We start from the raw sequence: 24,641 nt of genomic DNA on the forward strand, positions 1-24,641 counted from the left end.
GTAGAAATACCGGTCCCTTTTCTCATTTGAATAGCGAAAGTGGGTTAGCTCTATGCGCTGTAATGATGGTGCCGACGATTAAGGCTTAGGTTGATTGGCTTCTATATCAAGGGCTGTTTGATTTGGCCTGCTGAAGTACTTCTTCCATTTTATTGGCATCATAGGAATGACGATGAGGCTGATACCGACAAGGGTCAGCATGTCTGGAATCTCGTCAAACCACATCACGCCAAATAGGGTCACAAACACCAACCCCGAGTATTCCGCGAGAGCAATTTGATTTGCTGGCGCTTTTTTATAAGCCACCACCACAAGGGCATGGTATCCCAGAACGAATAGGTTGATTGCCATAATCCACCCAACATGACGCCATTCAATCGCCGTCCATGCAGGCAGAGCAAGAGCCAACGCCAGAGGCAGAGTCATTACACTGGTCCAAAATAGCGTCGAGATAATGTGTTGTTCTGCGTGAAGACGTTTAATCAAAATATTGCCGACACCCATAGCGAGCGCACTGCCTAAGCCTGCAATAGCGGCCCAGTGAAATTGCTCTGGACGCAAAACGATTAGCACACCCACGAAACCAATCAATGTCGCGACCACTTTTGATGATGTCGGCTTCTCTTTCAGTAAAACAATAGAAAGCGGGAGCATAAGAATGGGCCCAACATAGAACATCGCGTTTGCGGTCGCCAAGGTGAGGTGTGTGATGGCAATCATTGCGCAGCCGCTGCCCACTAGGATGAATTGAGCCCGCAAGAAGTTGATGCGACAACCACCTTGCATTCGCGTCTCTTTGGGTAGCTTTAGCCAAAAAGGAAGCAGCAACATCACGCTCAATAGTTGGCGGATAAACACATATTGAAACGTAGGCACTTCACCGTTCAGCACTTTGAGTGAGACGTCTGAAAAGGAGGCAAGCAGGTTGGCGAATACTAAGAGCAAAATCGCGTGGTTGGTGGCTTTGGTCATACAGGAACAGTACTACACATTTGTCATACAATTATGGGCGCACATAATACATGAGAATCGAAAATATGTAAGAACAAAAACCAAGTAAGAAGAATGTCGTTCGATGCTTACTTATATAGGTGCGAGGTCTGCTGTTAAGATCTGAGTTCAGTAGGAGAGTGCCCAGTCCAATTCTTGAATGCTCGACTGAATGCGCTCGAGTCTGAAAAGCCAAGTTCGTGAGCTACATAGGTAATGTTGCCGTCGTTTTGATTCAGTAACGTCATGCTCAACTCAAGTCGGTATTTATCGAACAAACGACGAAAACTCACCCCTTGTTGTTTAAGTTTACGATTCAGGGTTCGAGGGCTGATGTGAAGATTGTTCGCCACGCTATCTAGGTTGGTGTCTTTCACCGCGAGCACCTTGAACGTTTCATTCACTTTGTAGATCAGGTTAGTTTTTAACGTTTTTTCCATCTGTTGATCGGCGATTCGTACTAACTCTGCATGAAAGTCAGCTTGGAATTGGCGAGGTTTCACCTGGACAAGATCGTTAGGAAATAGGAGGTAGCGGGCGGGGAAGCCCTCCTTCATTTCAACATTAAAGACACGCTCATAGATGCTCAAGAACTCATCACCGATGGTGTTCTTGTGGATGTGAATGGCGAGCTTTTGATTCGGCGCATTAAGGTATCTGCGAACGAGCTTGATCATAATGCTGAAATAGAGCCCCAAGCTGATGTGTGTCATCAGTGTGGTTTCGTCAATGTACTCGGGTGTGACGCCCCAAAGCTCAACTTCACCATTTTCTGTTTCACGGCTGAAAATTTTCAGTAATGGATGTATATGAATGGAGTATCGACTCAGCAGTTGGCAAAAGCTGGCGAGATCTGGCGCGGTGAGCATGGCCATGACCGGCGCGCCCATTTCAAGCTCATCGAAGTAGCGAGCGGACTCATCAAATAGGTCGATCAGTTCATGATCAAAGCGTTGGTAGATGTTGGTGATGGCGGTTTGAAGCTGATAAGCCGAGATCGATTCGGCGGAGCAAAGTTGTTGATAGACCTCTGCTCCCGACCAGATATCGCTGCTGTCTCCAATTCTAGCCTGAATAGCAGAATCTAAAGTTTTAAACCAAAATATGGGCAATTGAGTACTAAAACTTTCCACCATAACTCCCTGTTATTGCTGGCGATTGAAGAGTGTTCTTCTCGGTAATATGTCCAAATTAAAGGATTTGTTTACGGGTTACAAGTAATGAAAACCTCAGTTCAATCTTAGAATTTGTAATCAACGCCGACTGAAACCACATATTGTGATGATTGGTAATACTCAATGTTTGAATTCGTTGTCTTTGCGCCGAGTAGTGACACCAAAGACCAGTTTTTTGCATCAAAGATATTGGCGTATTCATAAGCAACGAAGGCGCCAAAGTCTTTGTCTTCACGTGTCTTATTAAAGATTGGGTTCTCCTTGTCATAGCTGCGTTTTGCTACATTGAGTGTCAAAGCAAGACCATGATTTCCGTATCTTTTCGCTAGGTTAATTTCCGCGCCAAGGCTCAAGAACGACAGTGCATCACCCTCAGAATCTGAAGAGAAAACATTCATTGAAGGTGTGAGAATGCCTGACCCATCTTTCAAGAAGTACTGATAACCAGACTTGAGATAAAAGTACTTTCGTTCTCGAATCATCAGTGCGCGTTCTTCGTCAGTTAAACCAAGCCCCTTTAGGCCGGTGTTTTCTTTTTTAACGTCTGACTCACCAGAAGCGACATCGAGATTAAAGTTCGAGCCCATTATTCTTGAAAGCTGCATTCGAACCACAGTGCCAGTGAGGTCGGTTTCTTTCCTATTTGAGTCAACAGCATAAGGGTCATCCCATACTTCGCCTGATATCAGAGTCGGCAAGATAGAAAAATCAACCACCATTCCGCTTTCCACTTGCTGCCTATATCCAACTTCAAATGCCAACGTACCTGTGATGATGTCGTCTCTTGAGGTACCTAAGAAAAACTGTTTGTGATTCAAAGCGCCAAAGGTGTATTGCACCGAACCCAAAACCGCGACCATTCCCTCGGCTTCCGTGTTCCCCGACGACATTAAATCGGCTTGAGATTGATGGTTGCTTTGACCAACATCGAGGTTACTTGAGTTTGCGGTGAAGCCAGTTAGGAAGGTCATGTTGCCACTGAAGCCTTCGCTTGGTGCTAGAGCTGCGAATGAGTGTGGCGCAAGCGTCAGGCTTGCCAAGAATAGGAAAATAATATGTTTCATGAATAGACTCGTACTTAAATGGTTTTCTAAATTGAACTGTTTTGAAAGTGAATTGCTTTTTAAAGCGCAATCGGGGCTTTTTTGTTTGCCCAAGGCTTGGCGTGTTCTAGTTGATAGGCCAATTCAAATAGCAGGCGGTCGTTGCCTCTTGCTGCGGAAAAGTGGCTACCAACAGGAAGGTTCTGCTTGTTCCAATACAAGGGAACCGACATCGCCGGATTGCCTGCCACGTTTTCGATTGGCGTGTAGGACATTAATTTTTCTGAACGTGCCCATATTTCTTTGCCGGAGTGCGCTTTCTGGTCGAAATATTCGATGTCCAAAGGAACATGGTTTGCACAAGGGGTGAGCCAAATGTCGATGTTTTTAAAGAACTCTCGGTTGTGATTGATCGCGAAGTTTCGGCATCGCTCTTGAGAATCGATATACAAGCTAGGAGTAGCTTTTAAGCGAGCTTGCATCGTACGAGCTAAATAGACGACGTTGTCGCTTACTTTGTCTGGCATCGATTCTAGCGGCATCCCTAAGCGGTCGAATTGCTCAGCAAAGCTTGCCATCTTGTTGCCAAATACGCCCATGTAGTTGCGCATGAACACATCGCCATTTTTGATTGGTTGTTCAACTTCGATAACAATATGCCCAAGGCTTTCGAGCAAAGAGACCGTAGAACGAATGGCTGCGAGCGTGTCTTCATCGGGAAGCCTGCCGTGGATATCTTTGAGGGTGACACCAATCTTTATCTGACGGTTAAGATAAGCATTAACCATTCCTATTGGAGTTCGAGGAAAAGGCGTCTCAAAGTTATTTTTTGTATGATGCTCTGTGACTGAAACTGCCAAAGCCGCGTCACGAACGGTTCTCGACATAAACGATTGATGAGTAAAACCTTCGTTTGTTGAGCCATCAGTTAGCCCTGAGATCAAAGATTCTCGACTGGGTTTAAAGCCAAAAATACCAGTTGCTGAAGCAGGCATGCGAGAAGAACCGCCGCCATCTGTAGAATGCACTAAGGGTACATAGCCAGCTGCAATCGCTGCTGCGCCACCGCCAGTCGATGAGTGAACACCTCGGCTTAGATCCCATGGGTTACGTGTAGCGCCGTAAAGGGAATTCTGTGTGCAGCCTAGTGTCATCATTTCAGGGATGTTCGTCATGCCAATGGTGTTCAGCCCTGCATTTTGAGTTGCACGAATAAACCAAGAGGTCGTGTTGGGTTTTCTGCTTTGGTTTAGCTTCGAACCCAGGGTGCATTCAAGCCCAGCAACATCAACGCAGTCTTTCACCAAGAAAGGCACGCCAGCAAAAGGTGAGTTCGGGTTAAATGAGTTTGCACGCTCTAGCGCTAAGTCAAAGCACTCAGAAACAACGGCATTAACCTGATCGTTGGTTTGGCGAATTCTATAGATGGCTTCTTGTACGAATTCTTTTGGCGAGGCTTTTTTGTCTCTTATCAGGTTCGCCATCTCGGTCGCATCGAGTGGCGAGTCAACGCTTTGGTGATCTGAAGGCAAATTGGTTGACGAAGTTGGCGTTGCATTCGCTAAGGTAGGCAGAGAGATAGCCGCAGCAGAAACTGCACCTTTCCCCATCACTTTGAAAAAATCTCTGCGTTTTAATTCATTGATAGCCATCATTTCTATCCCAAGTTAGAAAGTCACTATCCTTGTTGAGAAACCCAGCTCGCTAGGTTTAGCGTCACTCCGTGTGCTGATTTATGGGATTAGAATAAAGATTGGCGTGTTGGCTTGCAGTGCAAATACCGCCAATCTTCATACCATTCACGCCAACTGGTTTGTCGGGTTATGTATAGGGAGGGGTTATTGCTCTGCTGTTAGCCAAAAGTTAGACAGGTCTTCAAACAGATCATCATTATCTAAAATACTCAGATGGTTTTCGTTGTAACCACGAATTTGGTCCGCCTTCAATTGGGCAGGTCGTGATAACTGGCTTGAGAGGTTAATGACACCATCGTTACTTTTGGTATTGAACAGCTCCCCCGAGTTATAGCCAAACGCCAAAAAATGTGGAGTGTGGTTTTTATCGTTATCAGAAAACAGGTCAGCGATAAATTTGCCTTCTGGATTTAAATCGACCCAGGCTGGCATTACTACGGGAGAGTACTCTATACCTTGCTTAGCTGAAGCAACACCACCGAATGGGGACGAGATGGTGGTCATGCTACTGACAAAATCACATAACTGTCCGATACGACACTGACGAATACTATTGGCAACGATAAGCCCGCCCATGCTGTGCGCAACCACGTGTAGTTGTTGAATCTTGTATTGAGTGACGACGGTGTGCATTAGGTTGTTCAGACCTTTGGAGTTCAAAGCCAAAGATAAACCGGAAGGGTAGTTGAAAACCCATATTTGATATTTAGATTGGTCGACTTTTTCAATCAGCCGCTCAAAATCCAATGCAGTTGCGTTAATGCCATGCACAAACAAGATAGGGATTTTGTTTGGATCATACTCTGATAAAAAGTAGAGCCCAGCATTATGCTCGAGCAGGAATGTTAGTGGTTGCCACATCCCAAGTTTGGCGTTTTTTCTGTCAAAAGGGGGATCTTCAAGGCTCACGACTGCGCCGATATCTACTAGATCTAATTCGATTTTCAACAGTGAAGAAAGCGAACGATCAACAAAGGCGCTTGGGGCTTCATTCTCATTCACTTCGAGTGAGACTTTGATGGTGGAGTTGTCTTGGTAGTCACTAAGATTAATAACGCTTAATGCTTCGTTAGCTTGTAGGGTTAAGTCTTGGTTCTTATCTTCAAAGACAAGTAGGTAATGGATATTATTTGATAGCTGCAAGTGGAGACGGTCACTGTTGATGATTCCATCGTAGCCATCCACTTCGCTTTGATTGATGTCTTTGATTTGTAGAATCACGACGGCTGATTCTGATGCGGGTTGGCTCAAAACCAGTTGGTATTGGTCGGTAATGGAGTCAATTGCGTCTATCTCATGGGATAAGTTTCGAAAGTTACTACATCCGAACAGCACTGAACTGGTTAGCAATACCAAGACGAATCGCAGCGAGGTAATCACCTTTAGCAATGAAAATAGACGTGTATTCAGTACAACTCTCATTCTAATGTCATCCTTATTCCACCCTGATTCATCCATAAATCAATAACCTGTGTCTAATAGTAGCAATAAAACAGCGCTTAATAAAAAGGCAAGCAAGCGACTATAAAGTTCGCTTGCTTGCCTGAGAGGTTTCATTTTTAGCGGGTATACTGAACGCTAAAGCGTGTTTTTATACACTTTGCCGTCTTTCATGATCAGCTTTTGTGTCTCTGTATTTGCTACACATGCTACGCCTTCCAGTGGGTTACCGTCGATGATCAGTAGGTCGGCATACGCGCCTTCAACGATTTGGCCTAGCTTGCCTTGCTGGTAAGGGTGTTGGTAAGTCGACATTTCGAATAAACGCCCACAGTTTGATGTCGCCATGCGAAGTGCCGTGATGGTATCGAATACTTGCTCGATCGCACCAAGCTCATTAAGTTGAGTCGCATGCACATTGGTTTCGCCCACACAATCGGTACCAAACGCGATGTTTTGGATGTCGTATTTCTTAATCAGTTCTGCCGACTTGAACATGGCTTTACCCACGCGCTCTGTCTTGCGATATGTCTCTTCGTTTGGCAGCGGGATCTTACGTGCTGCAATCAATGAAGAGGTAAAGTAAGAAGGAATCACCCAAATGCCTTTCTCTTTGATGATTTCGGCAATGTCGTCATCCATGATGGTCGCGTGTTCGAAAGACATCACGCCCGCTTCAGCTGCACGGCGCATCGCATCGGAAGTGTGGATGTGCGCAGCAACATAAGTGCCATAGTCTGATGCGGCTTGTACTGCGGCTTCCATTTCGTCAGACGTAAATTGCAATGTGTCTAGCGGGTCAAAAGTTGATGATGCACCGCCACCAGCCATGATCTTGATTTGTGACGCGCCCATAAACAGTTGTTCACGTACCGCTTTCAATACTTCTGAACGGCCATCTGCCACTTTCATTGCGCCAAGCTTCATCATTGGCGAGTCTTCGTGCCCATTAGCCAAACGTTCTTGAGCTTGGTTTTGGCGGTAATCTGAGTGACCGCTGGTTTGTGAAATTGCCGCCATTGAAGGGAGAATTCGTGGGCCAGTTGCGTAGCCGTTATCGATACTTTTCTTAAGACCAAGCGTGTTACCTGCTACGTCACGAATGGTGGTAAAGCCGCGCATCAGCATCTCTTCTGAAATCTTTGCTGAGCGAATCGCTACTTCTTCACGTGTCATAGTATCAATCACATTGAAAGGCGCAGATAGCGTGATATGAACGTGGGCATCAATCAAACCAGGCATTACTGTGCCACCTTGAGCATCAATAATTTCATCGGCTAACGTAGCGTCAACCTCACCAATTTGAGTGATCAAGTTGTCTTCAATAAGAATAGATACGTTCTCGATTAGGTTGTTATCAACACCGTTAAATACGTTCGCGTTAGTGATTAGCTTTTTCATAGTCTGCACCTTTTGGAAATGAGTGTGTGTCGCTGATGGAGCCATTATAGGCGGTGCAGTATTTTTAAAATTGCCATTTGGTGACAAGCAGTGACGAGACTTATCTTTTCGCACTTTTCTATATTTTTGAGTTTTGCTGTATAGAGGGAAGAGAATTATTGGTATGGAAAATGATCAATTAGTAAAGGTTAACAATTTTGAATGGAAAGGGGATGATGTCATCAAATGGTAAGTTTTACTTCGATTCGAACGCTAAGATGTATTTCAAATCGAAGCTACTTATCAAATTAAAGAGAGACAACATGACTAATTCAGACAAAGTTTACGGATTCAATACACCACAACGTCTATTTGTAGGTTACACGTTAGCTGTGCTGGTGGACCTAGTGGTTCTTAACTTCTTTGATGAGTACTGGGACTTCGTCAACATTGAGTCTTTCACTATCTCTTTGATAGCGGCATTGTTGCTTCAGCTACTATTGAAGCTTTCTATTGGCTTAGAACATAAGATTGCTGAGCACTTTAAAAGCAAGCCGGGTACTGCACCTAAGGTTTACCGAGCGATTACCACTTACATTATCTTGGTGGGCTCGAAGTTTGTCATGCTAGAAGCGATTAACTTATTGTTCGGTGACAAGGTGAGCTTTACAGGTCCTTGGAACGGTGTTGTTGCTTTCTTTGCTGTGGTATTTACGATTCTAATTGCTGAAGTGATTGTGTCGAAAATCTACTTTGCTCTTGATGATAAGCAAGACGCAAACTTGGATGAAAAAACAGCATAATCGAAAGTTGAATACATATAGGGAGTTTGAAACGAACTCTCAACTTAGAAGGGTTAGCAGTTTTGCTAGCCCTTTTTAGTTTCTGTTTACCTGCATTCCATTTCACGACTTCTTACTTATTTAATCCACGCAGTTTTAAGTGTGGCAGTTCAAGGCTTTCTATATTGACTATATGAAGAGTATAGCTCTGCCGAAATTATCTTCAGAATAGCAAAATACGCTGCTTACCCATGATTCTTTTTGTGTTCAAGTCGCACACCAATTTGTACAGCGAGAGAGGTACGAATAAGTCCAGTTGAGAGCTATGTTATTGAATGTAAGCAATTGTCGTTGGTGTGAATATTTCTTTACTGAAAATATTATATGCATTTTGTGTCATATTGTTTATTAGCGCATATGTTTGTGGAGGGAACACTACCAATCGATATAGGAAATCCAATGAAAGTAATCTTATCTAACCTTGGGTTAGCGGCAACATGTCTATTTTCTTCGTTCGTAAATGCGCAGCCACAATCCCTAGTTCAGCTCAATCTTACTGTTCAGCCACACTTACCCGTTATTGCCAATGAAGTTGAGTACCCATTGTCGAACCAAGCGTTGATTGAGACATCGGGCAACGTGCGCAAACAGCAAATTGAGCATGTGGGGGCATCGTTCATTAAGCTTCACTTCAAGTCGCTTGTTGTGCCGAAAGGCAGTCTATTGCGCTTGAGTTCGAGCACCAATGATGAGGTAGTTGAGTATCGTGACAGCCAGACAGATTGGTTTGCTCAGTCTATCTCAAGCGAGCGCATGCTGCTTGAGGTTATTCCAAACTCAAAGGGCCAATACGCTGAGTTCGAGATAGATTACTACATGGCGGGCAAGAGTGCTGGCGAAGAGGCATTGGCAACGTTATCGACATGTGGTGTTAATGAGCGCAGAGACGTAGCCTGTTGGGAAGAGTCTCATCCAGATAAGGTGGCTTGGACAACGCCCGTTGCAAGGCTACTCATTAATGGGCGTAGTCTATGTACCGCTTGGCGGGTGGGGCCAGATAACCATATGTTCACCAACAACCACTGTGTCGCATCAGAATCAGAACTGAGAAATACAGAGGTATGGTTTAACTATCAGCGTCGTACTTGTGACGGTTCTATGGCCACCACGGTAAAAGTCATGGGGAGTAAGATACTTAGCACCGATTATGATTTGGATTACACACTTTTCACTGTTGATGCTTTTTCAAAAATTGAGTCGTTTGGCTATCTAGGTTTAGATGATCAGGAGCCAATCTTTGGCGATGGTATTTATATTCCTCAACATGGAGCTGGTAAGCCGAAAGAACTAGCAATTGAAAGTGACCAAAATGGTTCTGGAATGTGTCAGATTGATGTAGCTTCAACTGGTGGACGAGGTGCTAATACCGACACTGGTTATTTCTGTGACACCATTGGCGGGTCGTCTGGTTCACCTGTTTTGCGTACTGACAACAACAAAGCGATTGCGCTGCATCATTTTGGAGGTTGTGAAAACCAAGGCGTGAAAATCAGTAAGATTTGGCCACTCGTGTCTTCATACTTTGGTGATACGTTGCCAGATGGCTCAGTCGGTGAGCCGAACAATGATATTCCTGAGGTCACTTTAGGAAGCGTGACTAGCGATCTTGCCGCGACGTCCGGACAACAGAAACTGTTTGTGCTCAAAGCTGCAAATCGCACCACGGACGTGAATATCGTTATCAAGTCTGGAGTAGGGGATGCTGATCTCTACATTCGTTCTGGCGCGCAACCAACGAAAAGTACTTACGATTGCCGACCTTATCGCTCTGGCAACTTTGAAACTTGCGAGGTGCCTAGGGCTGATGAAGATCTCTACATTATGATCAATGCGTTCCGAAGTTTTTCCGGATTATCCCTGTTGTTGTCAGAGTCTCAATAATAAACGAGAAGTCAGTTTACGACATTCATAATAAAGGCGAGTCGGTTAGGCTCGCTTTTGATTATTATAATTAAACAGAATGATTAATAAAAATGAAGGTGGTTGTGATGATAATTGGTAGTAGATGATAGTTTTTAAATATCTAATATGTTAATAGTAAATACTATTTCCTTAATTGTTATAAGGTAAATCTATTAGTATAAATCCATAATTTTTTTGAGGCGTTTAATCCTGTTTATATAAAAATATACCCGACACCAAACTTTAATTTTCATAAAAGTAATCATTGCTTCAATCAAGATCACAAATTTAAGTGTGCATTGTGTTGCATATTTGTTTTCTGAGTTATTTTCCTGCCGCCAATCACAAAGGACAAATAACAATGAAAAAAACAATAGCTTTAGTGTCTGTAATCTATTCTTTTAGTTCGTTTGCTTATGCTGATAATACTAACGTTATCACTGGCGAGTCACCGGAAGGGGTTTACGTTCAATATCAGTCGATTAACCAAGTTACCGAGTCGATGAAGAATGAGGGTTTCACGATGCACCGCTGTGGAATCAAGGCTCTTCGTAATAACATCCAAGCAACTCAGAGCTTGGAAGTTCCTCATAGTCAGATCCAGTGTGTCTACTCTAAGCCTGGCACATCAACCAATGATGAGTCTGAGTTGATCTACTGGCATCTGAATGTGCTTTACAGCATGGCAAATGAACACTTTATTGCGGAGAGTGAGTTTACCGAGCGCTACACTAGCGAGATTTATACACATAGTCCTGAGTATCTTCTTGATATCGGTCCACATTACTACCGTCAGCGTTCTGAAGTTGAAGCGTTGGGAATGAAGGTTGGTGAATGTAATCTACAAAAGATTTATTACTTCAGCGCTCCAACAGAAGAGTCATACTTATCAGATATTGCATCATGTCCAGTGTATAAAACAGATGGAAAACTGTCTGGTAGTATTACAGTGGAAGTTAATCACACACCGGCCAACTTTGGTTATAGTGAACGACTTGTTAAATTTAATGCTATTTAACCATGTAAAGATTTGAGTGGATTTTTATATTAACAATCTTACTCCATATTTATTTGATTACTCTAAATTAGTATTAAATAAAAAAGTGTTGGTAATAAATACCAACCCTTTTGGATAATTCCCATTAAATTTTTAGCCTTTTACATTGCTTTTTTAGTGGGATGCATCGTAAACCACATCGCCACGCAGTACCGTCATCAGCACTTGAGTCTTGGCAATGCCTCTTGCTGATAAGGTGGTGATATCTTTGTCAAGAATGGCGAAGTCTGCAGACTTCCCAACTTCAATCGTCCCCGTAATATCATCAATTCCTAGGCTTTTAGCTGCGTTGAGGGTGTAAGCGTCGATGGCGGTATAGATATCGGTTAGACCGGTCTTTCCCATGATTAAGCTATTCGCGATGCCAACCAGTGGGTTGATGTCGTGAACGTTCCAGTCACTGCTTAACGTGATATTGGCGTCGGTTTTGAGGATTGCGTCGAGGTTCATCATGGCTTTCGCGCGTCTTGCACCTAAGAAGGCATTAGCCCATTCGTGATCATGTTGCGCGACGTAGTCTGATCCAACTTGGAAATCCGCGGTTACGCCGAGTTGTTTAAATCGTGGAACATCCACATCATTGATCAATTCAACGTGGGTTAGTGTGTATGGCTTTTGCGAACCTTGCTTACGTACGCTCTCGATGGCATCTAAAGATTCTCGAACTGCGCCGTCACCTATAGCATGTATGTGGGCACTAAAGCCGATTTTTTCTAGGGCCGTTAACCACTGTTTCATCTGTGCTGGTGGAATGTAGTTCAAGCCATTAGGAGAATTTGGTAAGTAAGTATCTAAGTAAGGAGCGAGCGTTTTTGCCGTGCCATTGATAAAAATACCATCGCTGTACATTTTCACCTGATCGACCAGCAATAGACGACTTTTGTCATCAGAGTACATCTTCTCAAACACTTCCAACTGAGAAGGCATCGCCATAGAAGGGTAAACCCAGGGGCGTAATGAGACGCGTGCTGTGAGGTCTTGGTTTTGCTCGGCTTCTAGCCAAACGTCATACCAACCGCGCTTCCAATACATGCGACCGTCACCTATGGTGGTGATACCGTGCGCAGTCGCTTCTTCAAGACCGTACATTAAGCCTTGGTAGCTTTGTTCGAAGAGCTCGCTTTGACTGTTCCAGGCCATTTCCATGACTTGGTCACCAGCGTTGTCCAGTAAGATGCCATTGAGCTTACCGCTTGCAGGATCTTTTAAATAGGCTCCACCTTGTGGGTCTGGTATTTGCGGACTAATTCTGGCGATTTTTAGTGCTTTGGAGTTAACCCACATTGAATGTGAAGTCTGCTCCATGATCACGACTGGTCGATCGGGGAAGACACTGTCGATGATCTCAAGTGGCGTGTATTCGGAATCGCTATTGAGTGTCGATTCTAATGAAAATCCATACCCCATTAACCATCCTCTGCCGTTTGAATCAGCATTGATTTTGCAGGCCTCTAAGTAGGGGATTTGTTCTTCGAGTGTTGCTTCTGAATCCAGCTCGCAAGCGCCACCCAGCTCAGAGGCGGCTTCAAAAACATGGTTGTGGTTATCTATGAAACCCGGCAGAACAAAAGCATTCCCTAAGTCGATAACGTCGGTATTCTGCCCTTGAAACGTTTTTGTTTGTTCGAGGTCGCCAATAAAAATGATCTTGCCGTCATGGGTAACGATAGAATCGGACTCTCGATGCCCGTATATATCGGCATTAGTGAAAATTTGGTCAGCCGCTTGGCTTTGCACTGCTGATTCAGCTTGTGCGAGAGCTGGTGATACAGCACCTAACATTGTGACTAAAGCGGCTAATGCAGTGCGTGGCAGAGTAAGCTTGTTGTTCATTATTGTGTCTTCCATGTTCCACTGTTTAATAAGTATAGAAAGCGAGTGGTCAGTGTGAAACTTTACATGAATGACGAACAAAAGCCGGGATTACCCCGCGTATTGTGGCTTTGGTATGCCTTTCATGATGGTTATTGTTTCAAACTTTTAAGCAAATCATTCTTGTACTCGGCGTACGAGTGATAGCCATAAAGTTTCCACGTGTGATCACCTTTAATATTGTGGCTGTAGGTGATTTCTCCGATCCACTGCTGACGAGTGGCATGAATCATATCGCGTATTTTTAATAATAAAGTGTCCATAGTTGCTCTCCTGATTAAGTTCACCTGCAGTATATTTAGCGGAGAAAGTTGGATGAGTACCGTTAGCGCAATATCCAATACTTTTCAGTCAAAGTGCTCACTTAAATGGTTTGACGGGTATACTTTCAGTATTAGAGGGTCACAGAGTGTCGTAATGAAAGGTTACTTAGAAAAGGTGCCACAACGAGTTGGCATGTCATGGCGCTACAAGAAAATCGTTGAAGGCAGCAAGAGTTATGGTTGGCATCGACATGAAGAATATGAGATTGCTATTCATCGTCACTTCTCGGGGCATAGCTTTGTCGGCCACCACCAAAGCGATGTGTTCCATAACCATATGATTTTGGTTGGCCCAGATTTGCCTCATGCCATTTATTCGGAAGAGAGCAGTGATGACTCACGCGTTTGCGAAACTCATGTGATTTGGTTTCGTAAAGATTGGATTGAGCCGTTGATGGCGTGCTGTCGTGAACTTGAACCGTTACGTGTGCTGTTAGAAGACTCAAAGAAAGGGTTGCAGTTTTCTCCTAATACTGCTGAGAGGGCAACACAACTGCTAGATAAGGTGATGGAACAGCCTCCTCATCAACAGCTACTGACTCTATTCTCTCTGTTTGCTCTGCTGATTGATGACCAAGAAGTCGTGCAGTTAATTAACCCAACCTTTAACTCGATTGAAGAAGACGAAGTCAGCCACAAGCTAGACAAGGTCGAAGCCTTTCTGATGAATCATTTTATCCACGATATTTCCGTAAATGACTTAGCTAGTCATTTGTATGTGAGTGAGAGCAGTGTCAGGCGCCTGTTTCAAAAGCACTACAACGAGAGCTTCAGTCAGCGGTTGAAGAAAATTCGATTAAATGTCGCGTGTGATTTACTGCTAAATACATCTCTGCCTGTGAATCTGATTATGGAAAAAGTCGGTTATGACAACCAAGCTAACTTCAATCGCCAGTTCAAATCTTATAAGCAGGTGACGCCGACTCAATATCGAGAGTCAATGAAGCGGCTTTGATTCATTCACCAACGAAACGATTTCCATAAACGTCTGAATAATTTAATGTTATATGAACCATGCTAATGGGGTTCACGTATTAACAAGGACGTAAGTTAAGACTCAAATGACTTACTCGTATTACGATTAAAACAAGTCGAGGTTAGGATGAAGAAAATACTTTTGCTGCTGAGTGTGATTTTATTGGGCGGATGCGTTGGCATGCCAGAAACCGTAAAGCCAGTTCAGCAGTTTGAATTGGATAGATATTTAGGGAAATGGTACGAAGTGGCCCGCTTAGACCACTCGTTTGAGCGCGGTTTAAGTAATGTGAGCGCTGAATACAGCCTACGCGATGATGGCGGCGTGAAAGTGATTAACCGCGGTTATTCGGCTGAAGAGGGCGAATGGAATGAGGCAGAAGGCAAAGCGTATTTTGTTGAAGGTAGCGACCAAGGTTACTTAAAAGTGTCGTTCTTCGGTCCGTTTTATGGTGCTTATGTGGTGTTTGAATTGGAAGAGGAAGGATACCAATACGCGTTCGTTTCTGGGCCCGACACTGATTACTTATGGCTACTAGCAAGAACTCCTGAAGTCGCACCAGAAGTGATGGAGAAGTTTAAAGCGATGTCGAAAGATCGTGGGTTTAATACCGATGAGCTGATTTACGTCGAGCATTCAAAATAACGGTATGTAGCGGTTTCTTGGTCTTTACGTAACTTTACGCAAAGACCATGTTAAGTGTAATGATAATGAGTCAAAATAACACCTAGGTCAGAGACATAGAGTGGTCATTATGAATAAATCATTATCTAAACAGACGGTTATTTTCCATTGGCTTACCGGCATTTTGTTTATCGCTGTGTTTGTTATTGGACTTCAATTCGAAGGCATGCCACGCGGCCCTGAAAAAGGCGAGTTGATGGGGCTTCACAAATCATTGGGTTTGATTGTTTTAGCTGCAGCACTGTTGCGCTTTTTATGGCGCCTTAAAGAGGGCGCAATTAGCAGCGTGGCGGTACTATCTAGAGCACAAGAGATAGCGGCGAAAGGCGTTCATCATTTATTACTGCTTGTGACGTTGGCGATGCCAATTTCTGGCGCTGTGATGAGTGTGGCGGGGGGCCGAGGATTAGATTTATTCGGGATAGAGCTAATTGCCGCCGGTGAGAAAACGGAATGGTTACAATCTGCAGCTTCTTTCGTTCACGTTAACTCAGTTAACTTGATCATGGTGATACTTGCTCTGCATGTCTTAGGCGCATTGAAACACCAGTTTGTCGATAAAGATGGCACACTAAGCCGCATGCTTGGTCGTTCGTCGTCTGCTAGCAGATAACAAAATCAGACATCAAGATTATCTCTTATTAGTGAATCTAACTTTGGTCTTGATAGAAAAATTAATATAAAAACACTCGGCATGTACCGAGTGTTTTTTTGTTTATGTTACCTGAGAATCATACTCACTAAGCTTGCTTACGCACCTGCAACACGCTCAGTACTGATAGCGAAAGGAAGAACGCTGGGTCGCTCCAACCAAAGCCAACAAAGATGCCCGTGAAAGCGGCATACAGTGTGATGATTGCACCTAGCATATTGGTGACAACCAAGCCTTGGATGAGTTTCTTGGCACTGACTCCCGCTTCAATATCTCGCAGTAACCACGTTATCGCTGCAATACCACCAAGGAAGATACTGGTGTGTTGAGAGAGAAAATAAGCGTACTTATCATTAATTTCCACGCCGTACATAGGCCACATGACCGTTGGTAGAAAAAACAACGCGAAGGCAAAACCTGCGTAAATGATGCCGTGTAGGCTTAAAAACGTTTTATTGTTCATTTGTTATCTCTCTATCTCGTGCCTTTCACTCATTCTTTATTCATTTTATTAGCCGTTGATTGGGCCTTTGTTAATGGTAGTTAATGGTTGATTGACGTCAAAAATCACGCCGCGAACTTCATCAACGCCCATCTCTTTTAAGCGAGCGGCATGCATTGTTAGGTAATTTTCTGCGCTGAGTTGGTCTTCAAAAAGGTAGACACCACCGCCTAGCTTTTCGGCTTGGTTTTCTGTCCAGATTTTCCAGATCATACCCGGCTCGTTGTTTATGGACTTAGCTAGGTCTACGAGTGCGTTCGACATCTCTTCACCGAAAGGGCCTGAAAATTCAAAATCAACTTGTAGTAGTTTCATGGTGTTTCTCCGTTTAGCAAATTCTGTTTAGCAAATTCCGTTTAAAAAATTCCATTAACAAATAGGTGTTTAAGACAAACAAGCCATTCTCGTTTGTTGTTGAGATTTATATTACCTGTAAAAAACAGACAGAAAAGTTCATAATATTGCCACTAACTGTCAGGATTTTAGACCGATGAGATTAAAGACTACCCTCGACCAATGGCAAACACTCTATGAGATAGACCGCGCTGGCAGCATTCAGGCGGCAGCATTGCAGCTCAACAAGAGCCATACCACGCTGATCTATGCATTGAGAAAATTGGAGGATCAATTGGGTGTGTCTCTGGTGCAAGTTGAAGGACGTAGAGCGGTGCTGTCGGAAGACGGCAAAGCGTTATTGCGCAGGGCGAGTAGTATGCTGGAACAGGCTCGGGAATTGGAGCTGATCAGTGAACAGTTAGCAAAGGGTGTGGAGTCTGAAATTGTGGTCGCCGTTGACCATTTGTGCTGCCTTGAGCGCCTTTATAAGCCGATGGCTGCGTTTATGGCCGAGAACAACACCACTTCAATCCAAGTGGTTGAAACATCCTTGTCGAAGACCACCGAAATGGTCACTCAAGAACGTGCCGATGTTGCCATCATCAACCTGCCAATTACCAATTACTCGGCCGAAGCTTTTGGATTTACCAAGATGGAGCCTGTTGCCGCCAATTCAAATCCGCTTGCTAGTGCAGCATCTATATCATTGAACCAGTTATCGTCGCTGCCACAAATTGTAGTAAGAGATTTAGGCTCGGTTGAAAAGCTGGGAGAGAAAAAAGATGTCGGCTGGTTGAAGTCGAGCCAGCGTATTACGGTCGATAATTTCGATCATGCCTTTGGTGCGGTAGAGCAGGGCGTAGGCTATTGTAGGCTGCCAAAGCATATTGTTGATAGCCGAGGCAGTGACAAGCTCACGGTTTTGAATGTAGAAAATGGCAGTGGTTATCAGGTTCCATTGCATCTAACTCTGCCGAAAGGTGCGAAGACAGGCCCAGCCGCAAAACGTTTCTATGAACTGCTTCTCGAATCAGCCCAGAATGCGGACTAAGTGCTATGAGAAACTAGCTATGAGTTATGAGTTATGAGTTATGAGTGATTAACGAGGCTGGTTTCCATTCAAAAAAAGTGCAACGCATTCGCGCGTGTAGTTGAGCCTTTCCTCGTCAGATTCGCCGCTATCATGGCCGAAGAGCGACCAATACGCTGACTTGCCATGAAACATCAGCAGCAGTTGACGAGCTGCAATGATCGGTGAGCTAGACGTCGACAGAGTAAGGTCTCCAGAATCTATTTTCGATTGCAGGTAATCGGCGAGTAACTTGGTGGTTTTTTGAGGGCCGGTCTCTAAATAGATAGAGGCGATCTCTGGGTGCGTGTTGGATTGACTGACCGCGTTCTGAAAGGTTTGTCGTGACTGTTCATCCAGCAATAAGTCCTGAAACTTGACACCAAACTTCACCAATTCTTCTTCCAAAGTGGCGCCCATGTCAAAGGCTGAATGGCTCAGCTCACGCTCGGCACATTTGGTTTGCATGCAGGTTTCAAAAAGAACGTCTTTGCTTTTAAAGTGAGAGTAGACCGTTTGCTTGGAAACGTTCGCTGCTTTGGCTATCTGATCCATATTGATCTTGAAGCCATGTTCAGAGAAAAGTTTACTTGCTGCGGTTAAGATCTGCGATCTCTTCTGTTCACTTTTGATGATTTTCGTCACGTGCTTGCTTCTCGTTACTTGGTGTTGGGTCGCTACCTAGCTTGTCTCTTTGCTTAATGTCTATTGATATTCAGTAATAGGTATCTCATTTGGCGCTAAGCATTATGCTTTTTGTGATGGTTTTATCAATCATTAACCATGAAACTTATTTTTAACATAATCAAACTAGACAGTCTAGTTTGGTTTGGTTAGTCTAAAAAAAGAACATAATTGAGTACCGCATAGGAACAGGAAGTATGTATAAATTGATGAAGGGAAGCGCAGTGGCAGTGGCGTTGTCGACTCTTCTTGTCGGGTGTGGTGAAAATACACAAGCCGAGACAACATCCGATGCAGATAATGCTGCAGTGAAATCGAATAGTGCAGCGTCGACAGTCTTAACAGTAGAGACTGTCGCTTTGGAACGCTCTCCATCATACGAAGTACAACGTGAATATGTCGGTGTGGTCAAAGCGGGTCAACAGGCGAATCTCGGCTTTGAATTGGCGGGGAAAGTTAACGAGATTCTGGTGGATGTCGGTGACACAGTCACAGAAGGTCAGCCGTTAATCAAGTTAGATACTCAGCTGTTGAAGACCGAATCGAGCCAACTAAAAGCACAAGCTGAAGAAGTGAAAGCCCAGTTGAGCCTTGTTGCTGCGAACTTAAAACGTCAACGCTCACTAAAAGCAAAAGGCTTCAGTGCCGAAGCAGAAATCGATTCGTTAACCAGTGAGCAGCGTGTATTACAAGCGAACTTACTGCGCATTGACGCCTCGGTAAAAGGTAACGACCTCAAATTGGTTAAATCGACGATTCTTGCGCCTTATTCAGGCACTATCGCAACGCGTTTTGTCTCGTTAGGTGATGTGGTCAATGTCGGTAATCCAACTCTTACATTACTGGCATCGGAAGGCAAAGAAGCCTTTATCGGTATTCCTGCCCATCAGATGACAAAGGTAACATCACTCTCTTCGCCAAGCATTCGTGTTGGGCGAGATGATTATGATGTAACGTTGTTGAATCCGGGTGCCATGGTCGACACGCAATCCCGCAGTGTTGGTTTACGCTATCTTTTCCCTGAGCAAGCGACTGTTTTAGAAGGTCAACTGGCCTACCTTAAGTTTGACGAGCAAATCGACGACCAAGGTTATTGGGTGCCTTTAAATGGTTTGATTGATGGTTTGCGCGGTGTTTGGAACATCTTTGTGATTGGTGATGGCAACAAGGTTGAACGTAGAAGTGTTCAGGTGTTGTTTGCGAACAATCAACAAGCGTATGTGAGTGGTGCGATTGAAGATGGCGAGCAGGTTATCGCGAGTGGTTTGCATCGCTTGGTTCCGGGCCAAACCGTGAAGCCAGTAACCACTGCTGCGGAATAGGGAATAGTATGAAAATCATAGAGACTATTTCCAATACCCGATTACTGATCTTAATGACCGCGCTGCTGATGGTGAGTGGCATTTCAGCCTTCATGACGCTGCCGCGCGCAGAAGATCCGGTGATCATCAACCGTTATGCAAACATCACAACCAGCTTTCCCGGAGCCAGTGCCGAACGAGTGGAAACTTTGGTTACGGAGGTTATCGAGAATAAGCTTCGTGAATTGAGTGAAGTTAAACTGGTGAGCTCAACCTCAAGGCCGAGCGTGTCTATTGTAACGCTTGAGCTTGATGACACTATCACCGAGCCTGAACCAGTCTGGTCGCAAGCACGTGACAAGCTGTCTGATATCGAATCCATCTTACCTGCGGGTGCCCATTCTCCCGATCTCGACAGTGACCATACCTATGCTTTCACCACCATTGCTTCTTTGACTTGGTCTGGTGCGGGCGAACCTGATCGCTTAACGCTTGGACGTTATGCTAAAGAACTGGCTAAGCGGTTGAGAACCTTGTCGGGTACCGAGTTTGTTGATGAATATGGGATGCCACAAGAAGAGATTCAAATAAGTCTAAGAACTGCTGATGCCGCAGCGCTAGGGCGTTCGAGTGCTAACATCGCTGAGTCTCTGGAAGGGGCAGACGCTAAGAACTCGGCGGGCGAACTAGTCAGTGCTTATTCTCGATTTGGTTTAGAGATTGAATCGGAACTTGATTCAATTGAGCGTATTAAGCAAGTCCCTATCGCGACGGATAGTAATGGTCACATCATTCGCATGGAAGACATCGCTTCGGTAAGGCGTGGTGAGAAAACCCCACAAGATCAGATTGCCATTATTGATGGTGAACCGGGTGTGATCGTCGCGGCGCGAATGCACCCTGATCTTCGGGTTGATAATTGGACTTCACGTGCGAATGCGTTGATCGACAAGTTTCAACAAGAGCTGCCAAGTAATATCGATGTCACCGTACTGTTCAATCAGCAGGGCTATACCGAAACTCGCCTAAATGATTTAGGCAAAAGCTTGATGATCGGTTTCGGTTTGATCTTGATTGTATTGTTCGTGACCTTAGGCGTCCGCGCGGCAATATTAGTGGCTATTTCGCTGCCACTCACTTCGCTGCTTACGCTATCGATCATGAAAATGACCGGCGTGCCAATCAACCAGATGTCGGTAACAGGCTTGATTGTTGCGCTCGGGATCATGGTCGATAACGCGGTGGTGATGGTTGACACCATTCAGGCGTATCGATTGAAAGGGCAGCACAGAGCAGAAGCAACCATGAATGCGCTGAAGCACTTGTGGATTCCTTTACTAGGCTCAACCTTGACCACGGTTCTGGCGTTTGCACCGATTATCTTGATGCCGGGTGCGTCGGGAGAATTTGTCGGTGGTATTGCGATTACGGTCTCTTTCTCATTGATCGGTTCTTATATTATATCGCACACCTTAATTGCTGGCCTAGCGACAAGGTTGTTGCCGAAACAATTGAGTGATGTGGACAAGAAGGGGCAACATCACTGGTACATGACGGGCTTAAGAATTCCTGCTCTAACACGTTGGTTCTCATCTTCTGTCCGTTTTGGTGTCACGCATCCAATCATCACGATTGCTTTGGTATTATTGGTGCCGTTTACTGGCTACTGGAGTATGTCTCAGCTGACTGAGCAGTTCTTCCCGCCATCAGACAGAGACATGTTTGAGATTCAGGTGTACATGCCGCCTCAAGCGAGCATTTATGCGACCAAGAATACCTCGGAAAAAATAGACGACATCATCCATCGCTATCCAGAAGTTGAGCGCATTGATTGGTTGGTGGGCGCAAACTTCCCGTCTTTCTATTACAACTTACAAGCAAGACAAAATAACGCGCCATACTTCTCGCAAGCCATGGTGAAAACGGAAAACTTTGCTCAAGCCAACGCGCTGATTCCTGAGTTGCAGAAGGTGTTGGATGAAGAGGTACCGGAAGCACAAATCTTGGTACGTAAGCTTAACCAAGGCCCTCCATTTACTGCGCCAGTTGAGCTACGTGTTTATGGTGAAAACCTCGATACCTTGAAAGCGATTGGTGAAGATGTTCGCTTGATCTTAGCGAGTGTTCCTCATGTGACTCACACGCGAGAAACCTTGCAGCCGGGTACACCTAAGGTGTGGCTGAAGGTCGATGAAGACACGGCAAAACTCAACGGTATTTCACTGAATCAGTTTGCTGGCATGTTGCAAACTACACTGACTGGTCGCGAAAGTGGCTCTGTGATTGAGGGCAGTGAGTCAGTACCAATCCGTGTTCGTGTTGCGGATGAAGCCCGTGAAAACCTTGCGCATTTAAGTAATATTCGTTTGCCAATCAGCTCTGAGGTCTACTCTACGGGCATTAATGTTTCGACTTTGGCTGAGCTTGAACTGACCACCAGTCGTGGTGCAATTACTCGTCGCAACGGACAGCGTGTCAACACCATAGAGGGCTACATTGAAGCGGGCGTCTTGCCGCAAACCGTGCTCAATGAGTTCCAAAAACGATTGGAAAGTTACGAAATTCCATCGGGCTACAGCATCGATTTTGGCGGCGAATCCGCAGAGCGCGATCACTCGGTAAACAGTCTTATCTCGAATGTCGCCGTTGTGGTTGTGTTGATGGTGTTGGTTGTCGTGATGTCGTTTAACTCGTTTAGGTTAAGTAGCATCATCTTTATGGTGGCGGCATTGGCTGGTGGGCTAGGGTTGTTATCGGTGTGGATCTTCGGCTATCCATTTGGCTTTACGGTGATCATAGCGATGCTCGGAATTGCGGGGCTAGCGATTAATGCAGCCATCGTTATTTTGACGGAGTTGAAACTGGATGAACAAGCCTCGTCTGGTAATGTGGATGCGGTCGTAGAGGCGGTGATGTCGTGTACTCGTCATATCAGCTCGACCACGATTACAACCGTTGGCGGTTTTATGCCATTGATCATCGCTGGTGGTGGCTTTTGGCCTCCGTTCGCGGTCGCGATTGTTGGCGGTACGGTATTAACCACACTTATCTCATTCTATTTCGTGCCTGTGGTTTATCATCTGATGACTAAAAAACAGCGCAAAACCGTGGCACCACAAGCGGCATAATTGACAAATCAGCGCCCTTATTTTCCTCGAAGTGGGAGAGTAAGGGCGTGCTTGTCTCTGTATTTTGACGGCAAAACGACTCCTTTTACTCGGCTTTGGCTTCATTGGCCTTCTATTTCGATACCCATCATCGTGATGAAATAAAGCTTATCATTCATATTGATAATGAATACTTCGTGCTAACAATTTTATTTATGAATACCATTAAACTTGTATGTGAATTCATAAATTTGAACTGGATCACGCTTTGTTTAATTCGCGATTTCTAATGTAGTTCATCGGTGTGGTCGTCGTTGGCTACCTCTCCCTTCGTCAATTGTTTCATTACCATTCCTTTCCACAATTAGCTTCGCTGATGTAGCACGTTTATCTTGTGTATCTGTTTCTCGACACATTTCAGCCATTCGACTTTCATAACTGGAAGGTTAGTTTCCAAGTTTGCTGGGTGAGCTTTCAATCCCAACTCTCCATAATGCGCCAAATGTAACAATGCATTTCAAAGTGTAACAATTAAGTCATAATTTTTGTGTGGTTTTAACCGTGCGGTAATGTTTTCACCAAGCAAAATCAGGCTCAATTCGGCTTCCCTTTGAGATGCAGCGTTTCACATGCTCAACACATAAATATTCTAATGACCATGATAACCAGTACTCGGACGTTCGATTTGAGACTGGATAACCATCGAGAAAGTTAATGGAAGCTTCAAGATATAAACGCATTTTATCGAGAGCAAACCTGTCGAGGATTGGTTTGGTGGCAACTGCCCTGATGCTCGAAGGATGCAACTCCGCATTGCTCGACCCTAAAGGTAGTGTTGGCGTTCAGGAAAAAGAGCTGATTATTACTGCTTTGCTTCTGATGCTGATTGTCGTTATCCCTGTGATCCTAATGACGGTCTACTTTGCTTATAGATACCGCGAAACCAATACCACGGAAGAGTATGCACCTGACTGGGCGCACTCGACCAAGATTGAAATCGTAGTATGGACGATTCCAATCATCATTATTGCGATTCTTGCGACCATCACTTGGCGTTCAACACACGAACTAGAGCCATCTAAGCCTCTAGAGAGTGATGTACAGCCAATGGTGATTGAAGTGGTATCGCTGGACTGGAAATGGCTGTTCATCTACCCGGAACAACACATTGCAACGGTTAACTACGTGGCGTTCCCGAAAGATGTACCTGTTACGTTTAGGCTGACTTCAGACAACATCATGAACGCGTTCTTTATCCCGCGTCTTGGTTCGCAGATCTACGCGATGCCGGGAATGGTGACCAAGTTGAACTTGATTGCAAACCACGAAGGTGACTTCAAAGGTTTTGCGTCGAACTACAGTGGCGAAGGTTTCTCTCAGATGAAATTCACCGCATCAGCACTGCCTGATCAAGTGGCATTTTTAAACTGGGTGGAGACGGTGAAGGCAAGCCCTGATCGCATTGAAGATTGGGAGCAGTTCCGTTCACTGGCAGCGCCAAGTGTCGCTGAACCTGTGACGCTGTTTTCTAGTGTCCCACCATTTTTGTTCACTGATGTTGTGACTCAGCACCCTGGTTCAATGAACTGTTTGCCGGAAAACCAAGGATAAT

General features: G+C 44.7%; 20 protein-coding genes. 10 read left to right on the forward strand and 10 right to left on the reverse strand.

Annotated features, from left to right (window positions below; genetic code table 11):
* Positions 1 to 78: 78 nt before the first annotated feature.
* The 6 genes from OH460_RS05235 to OH460_RS05260 form a co-directional block, all read right to left on the reverse strand.
* On the reverse strand, positions 79 to 972 hold the full coding sequence (locus OH460_RS05235) for a DMT family transporter (protein ID WP_269995722.1): 894 nt from the start codon (positions 970 to 972) through the stop codon (positions 79 to 81).
* A gap of 134 nt (positions 973 to 1,106) precedes the next feature.
* Complete coding sequence (locus OH460_RS05240) at positions 1,107 to 2,126, reverse strand: helix-turn-helix domain-containing protein (RefSeq protein WP_269995723.1); 1,020 nt, start codon at positions 2,124 to 2,126, stop codon at positions 1,107 to 1,109.
* Between the two features lie 104 nt (positions 2,127 to 2,230).
* Positions 2,231 to 3,229, reverse strand: a complete 999-nt coding sequence (locus tag OH460_RS05245) for a DUF2860 family protein (RefSeq protein ID WP_269995724.1) — start codon at positions 3,227 to 3,229, stop codon at positions 2,231 to 2,233.
* 59 nt (positions 3,230 to 3,288) lie between these two features.
* A complete protein-coding gene (locus OH460_RS05250; RefSeq protein WP_269995914.1) occupies positions 3,289 to 4,860 on the reverse strand; it encodes an amidase in 1,572 nt (523 codons plus the stop codon).
* A gap of 186 nt (positions 4,861 to 5,046) precedes the next feature.
* A complete protein-coding gene (locus OH460_RS05255) occupies positions 5,047 to 6,324 on the reverse strand; it encodes a lipase family alpha/beta hydrolase (RefSeq protein WP_443088674.1) in 1,278 nt (425 codons plus the stop codon).
* A gap of 156 nt (positions 6,325 to 6,480) precedes the next feature.
* Positions 6,481 to 7,743 carry a metal-dependent hydrolase family protein gene (locus OH460_RS05260; RefSeq protein ID WP_269995727.1) on the reverse strand — a complete coding sequence of 421 codons (1,263 nt, stop codon included), beginning with the start codon at positions 7,741 to 7,743 and terminating at the stop codon, positions 6,481 to 6,483.
* 302 nt (positions 7,744 to 8,045) lie between these two features.
* On the opposite strand from OH460_RS05260, the gene OH460_RS05265 reads away from it, so the two are divergent.
* From OH460_RS05265 to OH460_RS05275, 3 genes are all read left to right on the forward strand, one after another.
* Entirely contained in the window at positions 8,046 to 8,525 is a 480-nt protein-coding gene (locus OH460_RS05265) for a hypothetical protein (protein ID WP_116870606.1), read from the forward strand.
* 438 nt (positions 8,526 to 8,963) lie between these two features.
* The gene (locus OH460_RS05270) at positions 8,964 to 10,445 is read left to right on the forward strand and encodes a serine protease (protein ID WP_269995729.1); all 1,482 of its coding nucleotides are present in this window, start codon (positions 8,964 to 8,966) and stop codon (positions 10,443 to 10,445) included.
* 382 nt (positions 10,446 to 10,827) lie between these two features.
* Positions 10,828 to 11,484 (forward strand): hypothetical protein, encoded by a 657-nt coding sequence (locus OH460_RS05275; protein WP_269995731.1) that lies wholly within the window; start codon positions 10,828 to 10,830, stop codon positions 11,482 to 11,484.
* A gap of 153 nt (positions 11,485 to 11,637) precedes the next feature.
* On the opposite strand, the gene OH460_RS05280 is transcribed toward OH460_RS05275, so the two are convergent.
* Complete coding sequence (locus OH460_RS05280; protein WP_269995733.1) at positions 11,638 to 13,356, reverse strand: amidohydrolase; 1,719 nt, start codon at positions 13,354 to 13,356, stop codon at positions 11,638 to 11,640.
* Between the two features lie 354 nt (positions 13,357 to 13,710).
* Between OH460_RS05280 and OH460_RS05285 the strand changes: the two genes are divergently transcribed.
* From OH460_RS05285 to OH460_RS05295, 3 genes are all read left to right on the forward strand, one after another.
* Positions 13,711 to 14,673, forward strand: a complete 963-nt coding sequence (locus OH460_RS05285; RefSeq protein WP_269995735.1) for a helix-turn-helix domain-containing protein — start codon at positions 13,711 to 13,713, stop codon at positions 14,671 to 14,673.
* A 147-nt stretch (positions 14,674 to 14,820) separates the two neighbouring features.
* The gene (locus tag OH460_RS05290; protein ID WP_269995737.1) at positions 14,821 to 15,339 is read left to right on the forward strand and encodes a lipocalin family protein; all 519 of its coding nucleotides are present in this window, start codon (positions 14,821 to 14,823) and stop codon (positions 15,337 to 15,339) included.
* Between the two features lie 109 nt (positions 15,340 to 15,448).
* Positions 15,449 to 15,991 carry a cytochrome b gene (locus tag OH460_RS05295; RefSeq protein WP_105059236.1) on the forward strand — a complete coding sequence of 181 codons (543 nt, stop codon included), beginning with the start codon at positions 15,449 to 15,451 and terminating at the stop codon, positions 15,989 to 15,991.
* A 127-nt stretch (positions 15,992 to 16,118) separates the two neighbouring features.
* Here OH460_RS05295 and OH460_RS05300 read toward each other — a convergent pair whose 3' ends face one another.
* Together OH460_RS05300 and OH460_RS05305 are read right to left on the reverse strand one after the other, a co-directional pair.
* The gene (locus OH460_RS05300; protein WP_239961904.1) at positions 16,119 to 16,493 is read right to left on the reverse strand and encodes a hypothetical protein; all 375 of its coding nucleotides are present in this window, start codon (positions 16,491 to 16,493) and stop codon (positions 16,119 to 16,121) included.
* Between the two features lie 48 nt (positions 16,494 to 16,541).
* On the reverse strand, positions 16,542 to 16,847 hold the full coding sequence (locus OH460_RS05305; protein WP_105059238.1) for a monooxygenase: 306 nt from the start codon (positions 16,845 to 16,847) through the stop codon (positions 16,542 to 16,544).
* Positions 16,848 to 17,022: 175 nt separating this feature from the next.
* Here OH460_RS05305 and OH460_RS05310 point away from each other — a divergent pair, with 175 nt between their 5' ends.
* The gene (locus tag OH460_RS05310; protein WP_269995743.1) at positions 17,023 to 17,919 is read left to right on the forward strand and encodes a LysR family transcriptional regulator; all 897 of its coding nucleotides are present in this window, start codon (positions 17,023 to 17,025) and stop codon (positions 17,917 to 17,919) included.
* A 48-nt stretch (positions 17,920 to 17,967) separates the two neighbouring features.
* Here OH460_RS05310 and OH460_RS05315 read toward each other — a convergent pair whose 3' ends face one another.
* A complete protein-coding gene (locus OH460_RS05315; RefSeq protein WP_269995745.1) occupies positions 17,968 to 18,582 on the reverse strand; it encodes a TetR/AcrR family transcriptional regulator in 615 nt (204 codons plus the stop codon).
* Positions 18,583 to 18,818: 236 nt separating this feature from the next.
* On the opposite strand from OH460_RS05315, the gene OH460_RS05320 reads away from it, so the two are divergent.
* The 3 genes from OH460_RS05320 to cyoA all read left to right on the forward strand — a co-directional run bounded on the left by OH460_RS05320 (position 18,819) and on the right by cyoA (position 24,640).
* Entirely contained in the window at positions 18,819 to 19,943 is a 1,125-nt protein-coding gene (locus OH460_RS05320; protein WP_269995747.1) for an efflux RND transporter periplasmic adaptor subunit, read from the forward strand.
* A gap of 8 nt (positions 19,944 to 19,951) precedes the next feature.
* A complete protein-coding gene (locus OH460_RS05325; RefSeq protein WP_269995748.1) occupies positions 19,952 to 23,050 on the forward strand; it encodes an efflux RND transporter permease subunit in 3,099 nt (1,032 codons plus the stop codon).
* Between the two features lie 693 nt (positions 23,051 to 23,743).
* Entirely contained in the window at positions 23,744 to 24,640 is an 897-nt protein-coding gene (gene cyoA, locus OH460_RS05330; RefSeq protein WP_008221709.1) for a ubiquinol oxidase subunit II, read from the forward strand.
* Position 24,641 lies beyond the last annotated feature (1 nt).

Origin of the sequence: Vibrio sp. Makdt, assembly GCF_027587015.1 — a bacterium.
GTDB lineage: Bacteria > Pseudomonadota > Gammaproteobacteria > Enterobacterales > Vibrionaceae > Vibrio > Vibrio chagasii_B.

Bases quoted from the DNA above. Each gene is read 5' to 3' on its own strand.
- OH460_RS05235 (WP_269995722.1), bottom strand. From the start codon at position 972: ATGACCAAAGCCACCAACCACGCGATTTTGCTCTTAGTATTCGCCAAC.
- OH460_RS05240 (WP_269995723.1), bottom strand. From the start codon at position 2,126: ATGGTGGAAAGTTTTAGTACTCAATTGCCCATATTTTGGTTTAAAACT.
- OH460_RS05245 (WP_269995724.1), bottom strand. From the start codon at position 3,229: ATGAAACATATTATTTTCCTATTCTTGGCAAGCCTGACGCTTGCGCCA.
- OH460_RS05250 (WP_269995914.1), bottom strand. From the start codon at position 4,860: ATGGCTATCAATGAATTAAAACGCAGAGATTTTTTCAAAGTGATGGGG.
- OH460_RS05255 (WP_443088674.1), bottom strand. From the start codon at position 6,324: ATGAGAGTTGTACTGAATACACGTCTATTTTCATTGCTAAAGGTGATT.
- OH460_RS05260 (WP_269995727.1), bottom strand. From the start codon at position 7,743: ATGAAAAAGCTAATCACTAACGCGAACGTATTTAACGGTGTTGATAAC.
- OH460_RS05265 (WP_116870606.1), top strand. From the start codon at position 8,046: ATGACTAATTCAGACAAAGTTTACGGATTCAATACACCACAACGTCTA.
- OH460_RS05270 (WP_269995729.1), top strand. From the start codon at position 8,964: ATGAAAGTAATCTTATCTAACCTTGGGTTAGCGGCAACATGTCTATTT.
- OH460_RS05275 (WP_269995731.1), top strand. From the start codon at position 10,828: ATGAAAAAAACAATAGCTTTAGTGTCTGTAATCTATTCTTTTAGTTCG.
- OH460_RS05280 (WP_269995733.1), bottom strand. From the start codon at position 13,356: ATGAACAACAAGCTTACTCTGCCACGCACTGCATTAGCCGCTTTAGTC.
- OH460_RS05285 (WP_269995735.1), top strand. From the start codon at position 13,711: ATGAGTACCGTTAGCGCAATATCCAATACTTTTCAGTCAAAGTGCTCA.
- OH460_RS05290 (WP_269995737.1), top strand. From the start codon at position 14,821: ATGAAGAAAATACTTTTGCTGCTGAGTGTGATTTTATTGGGCGGATGC.
- OH460_RS05295 (WP_105059236.1), top strand. From the start codon at position 15,449: ATGAATAAATCATTATCTAAACAGACGGTTATTTTCCATTGGCTTACC.
- OH460_RS05300 (WP_239961904.1), bottom strand. From the start codon at position 16,493: ATGAACAATAAAACGTTTTTAAGCCTACACGGCATCATTTACGCAGGT.
- OH460_RS05305 (WP_105059238.1), bottom strand. From the start codon at position 16,847: ATGAAACTACTACAAGTTGATTTTGAATTTTCAGGCCCTTTCGGTGAA.
- OH460_RS05310 (WP_269995743.1), top strand. From the start codon at position 17,023: ATGAGATTAAAGACTACCCTCGACCAATGGCAAACACTCTATGAGATA.
- OH460_RS05320 (WP_269995747.1), top strand. From the start codon at position 18,819: ATGTATAAATTGATGAAGGGAAGCGCAGTGGCAGTGGCGTTGTCGACT.
- OH460_RS05325 (WP_269995748.1), top strand. From the start codon at position 19,952: ATGAAAATCATAGAGACTATTTCCAATACCCGATTACTGATCTTAATG.
- cyoA (WP_008221709.1), top strand. From the start codon at position 23,744: ATGGAAGCTTCAAGATATAAACGCATTTTATCGAGAGCAAACCTGTCG.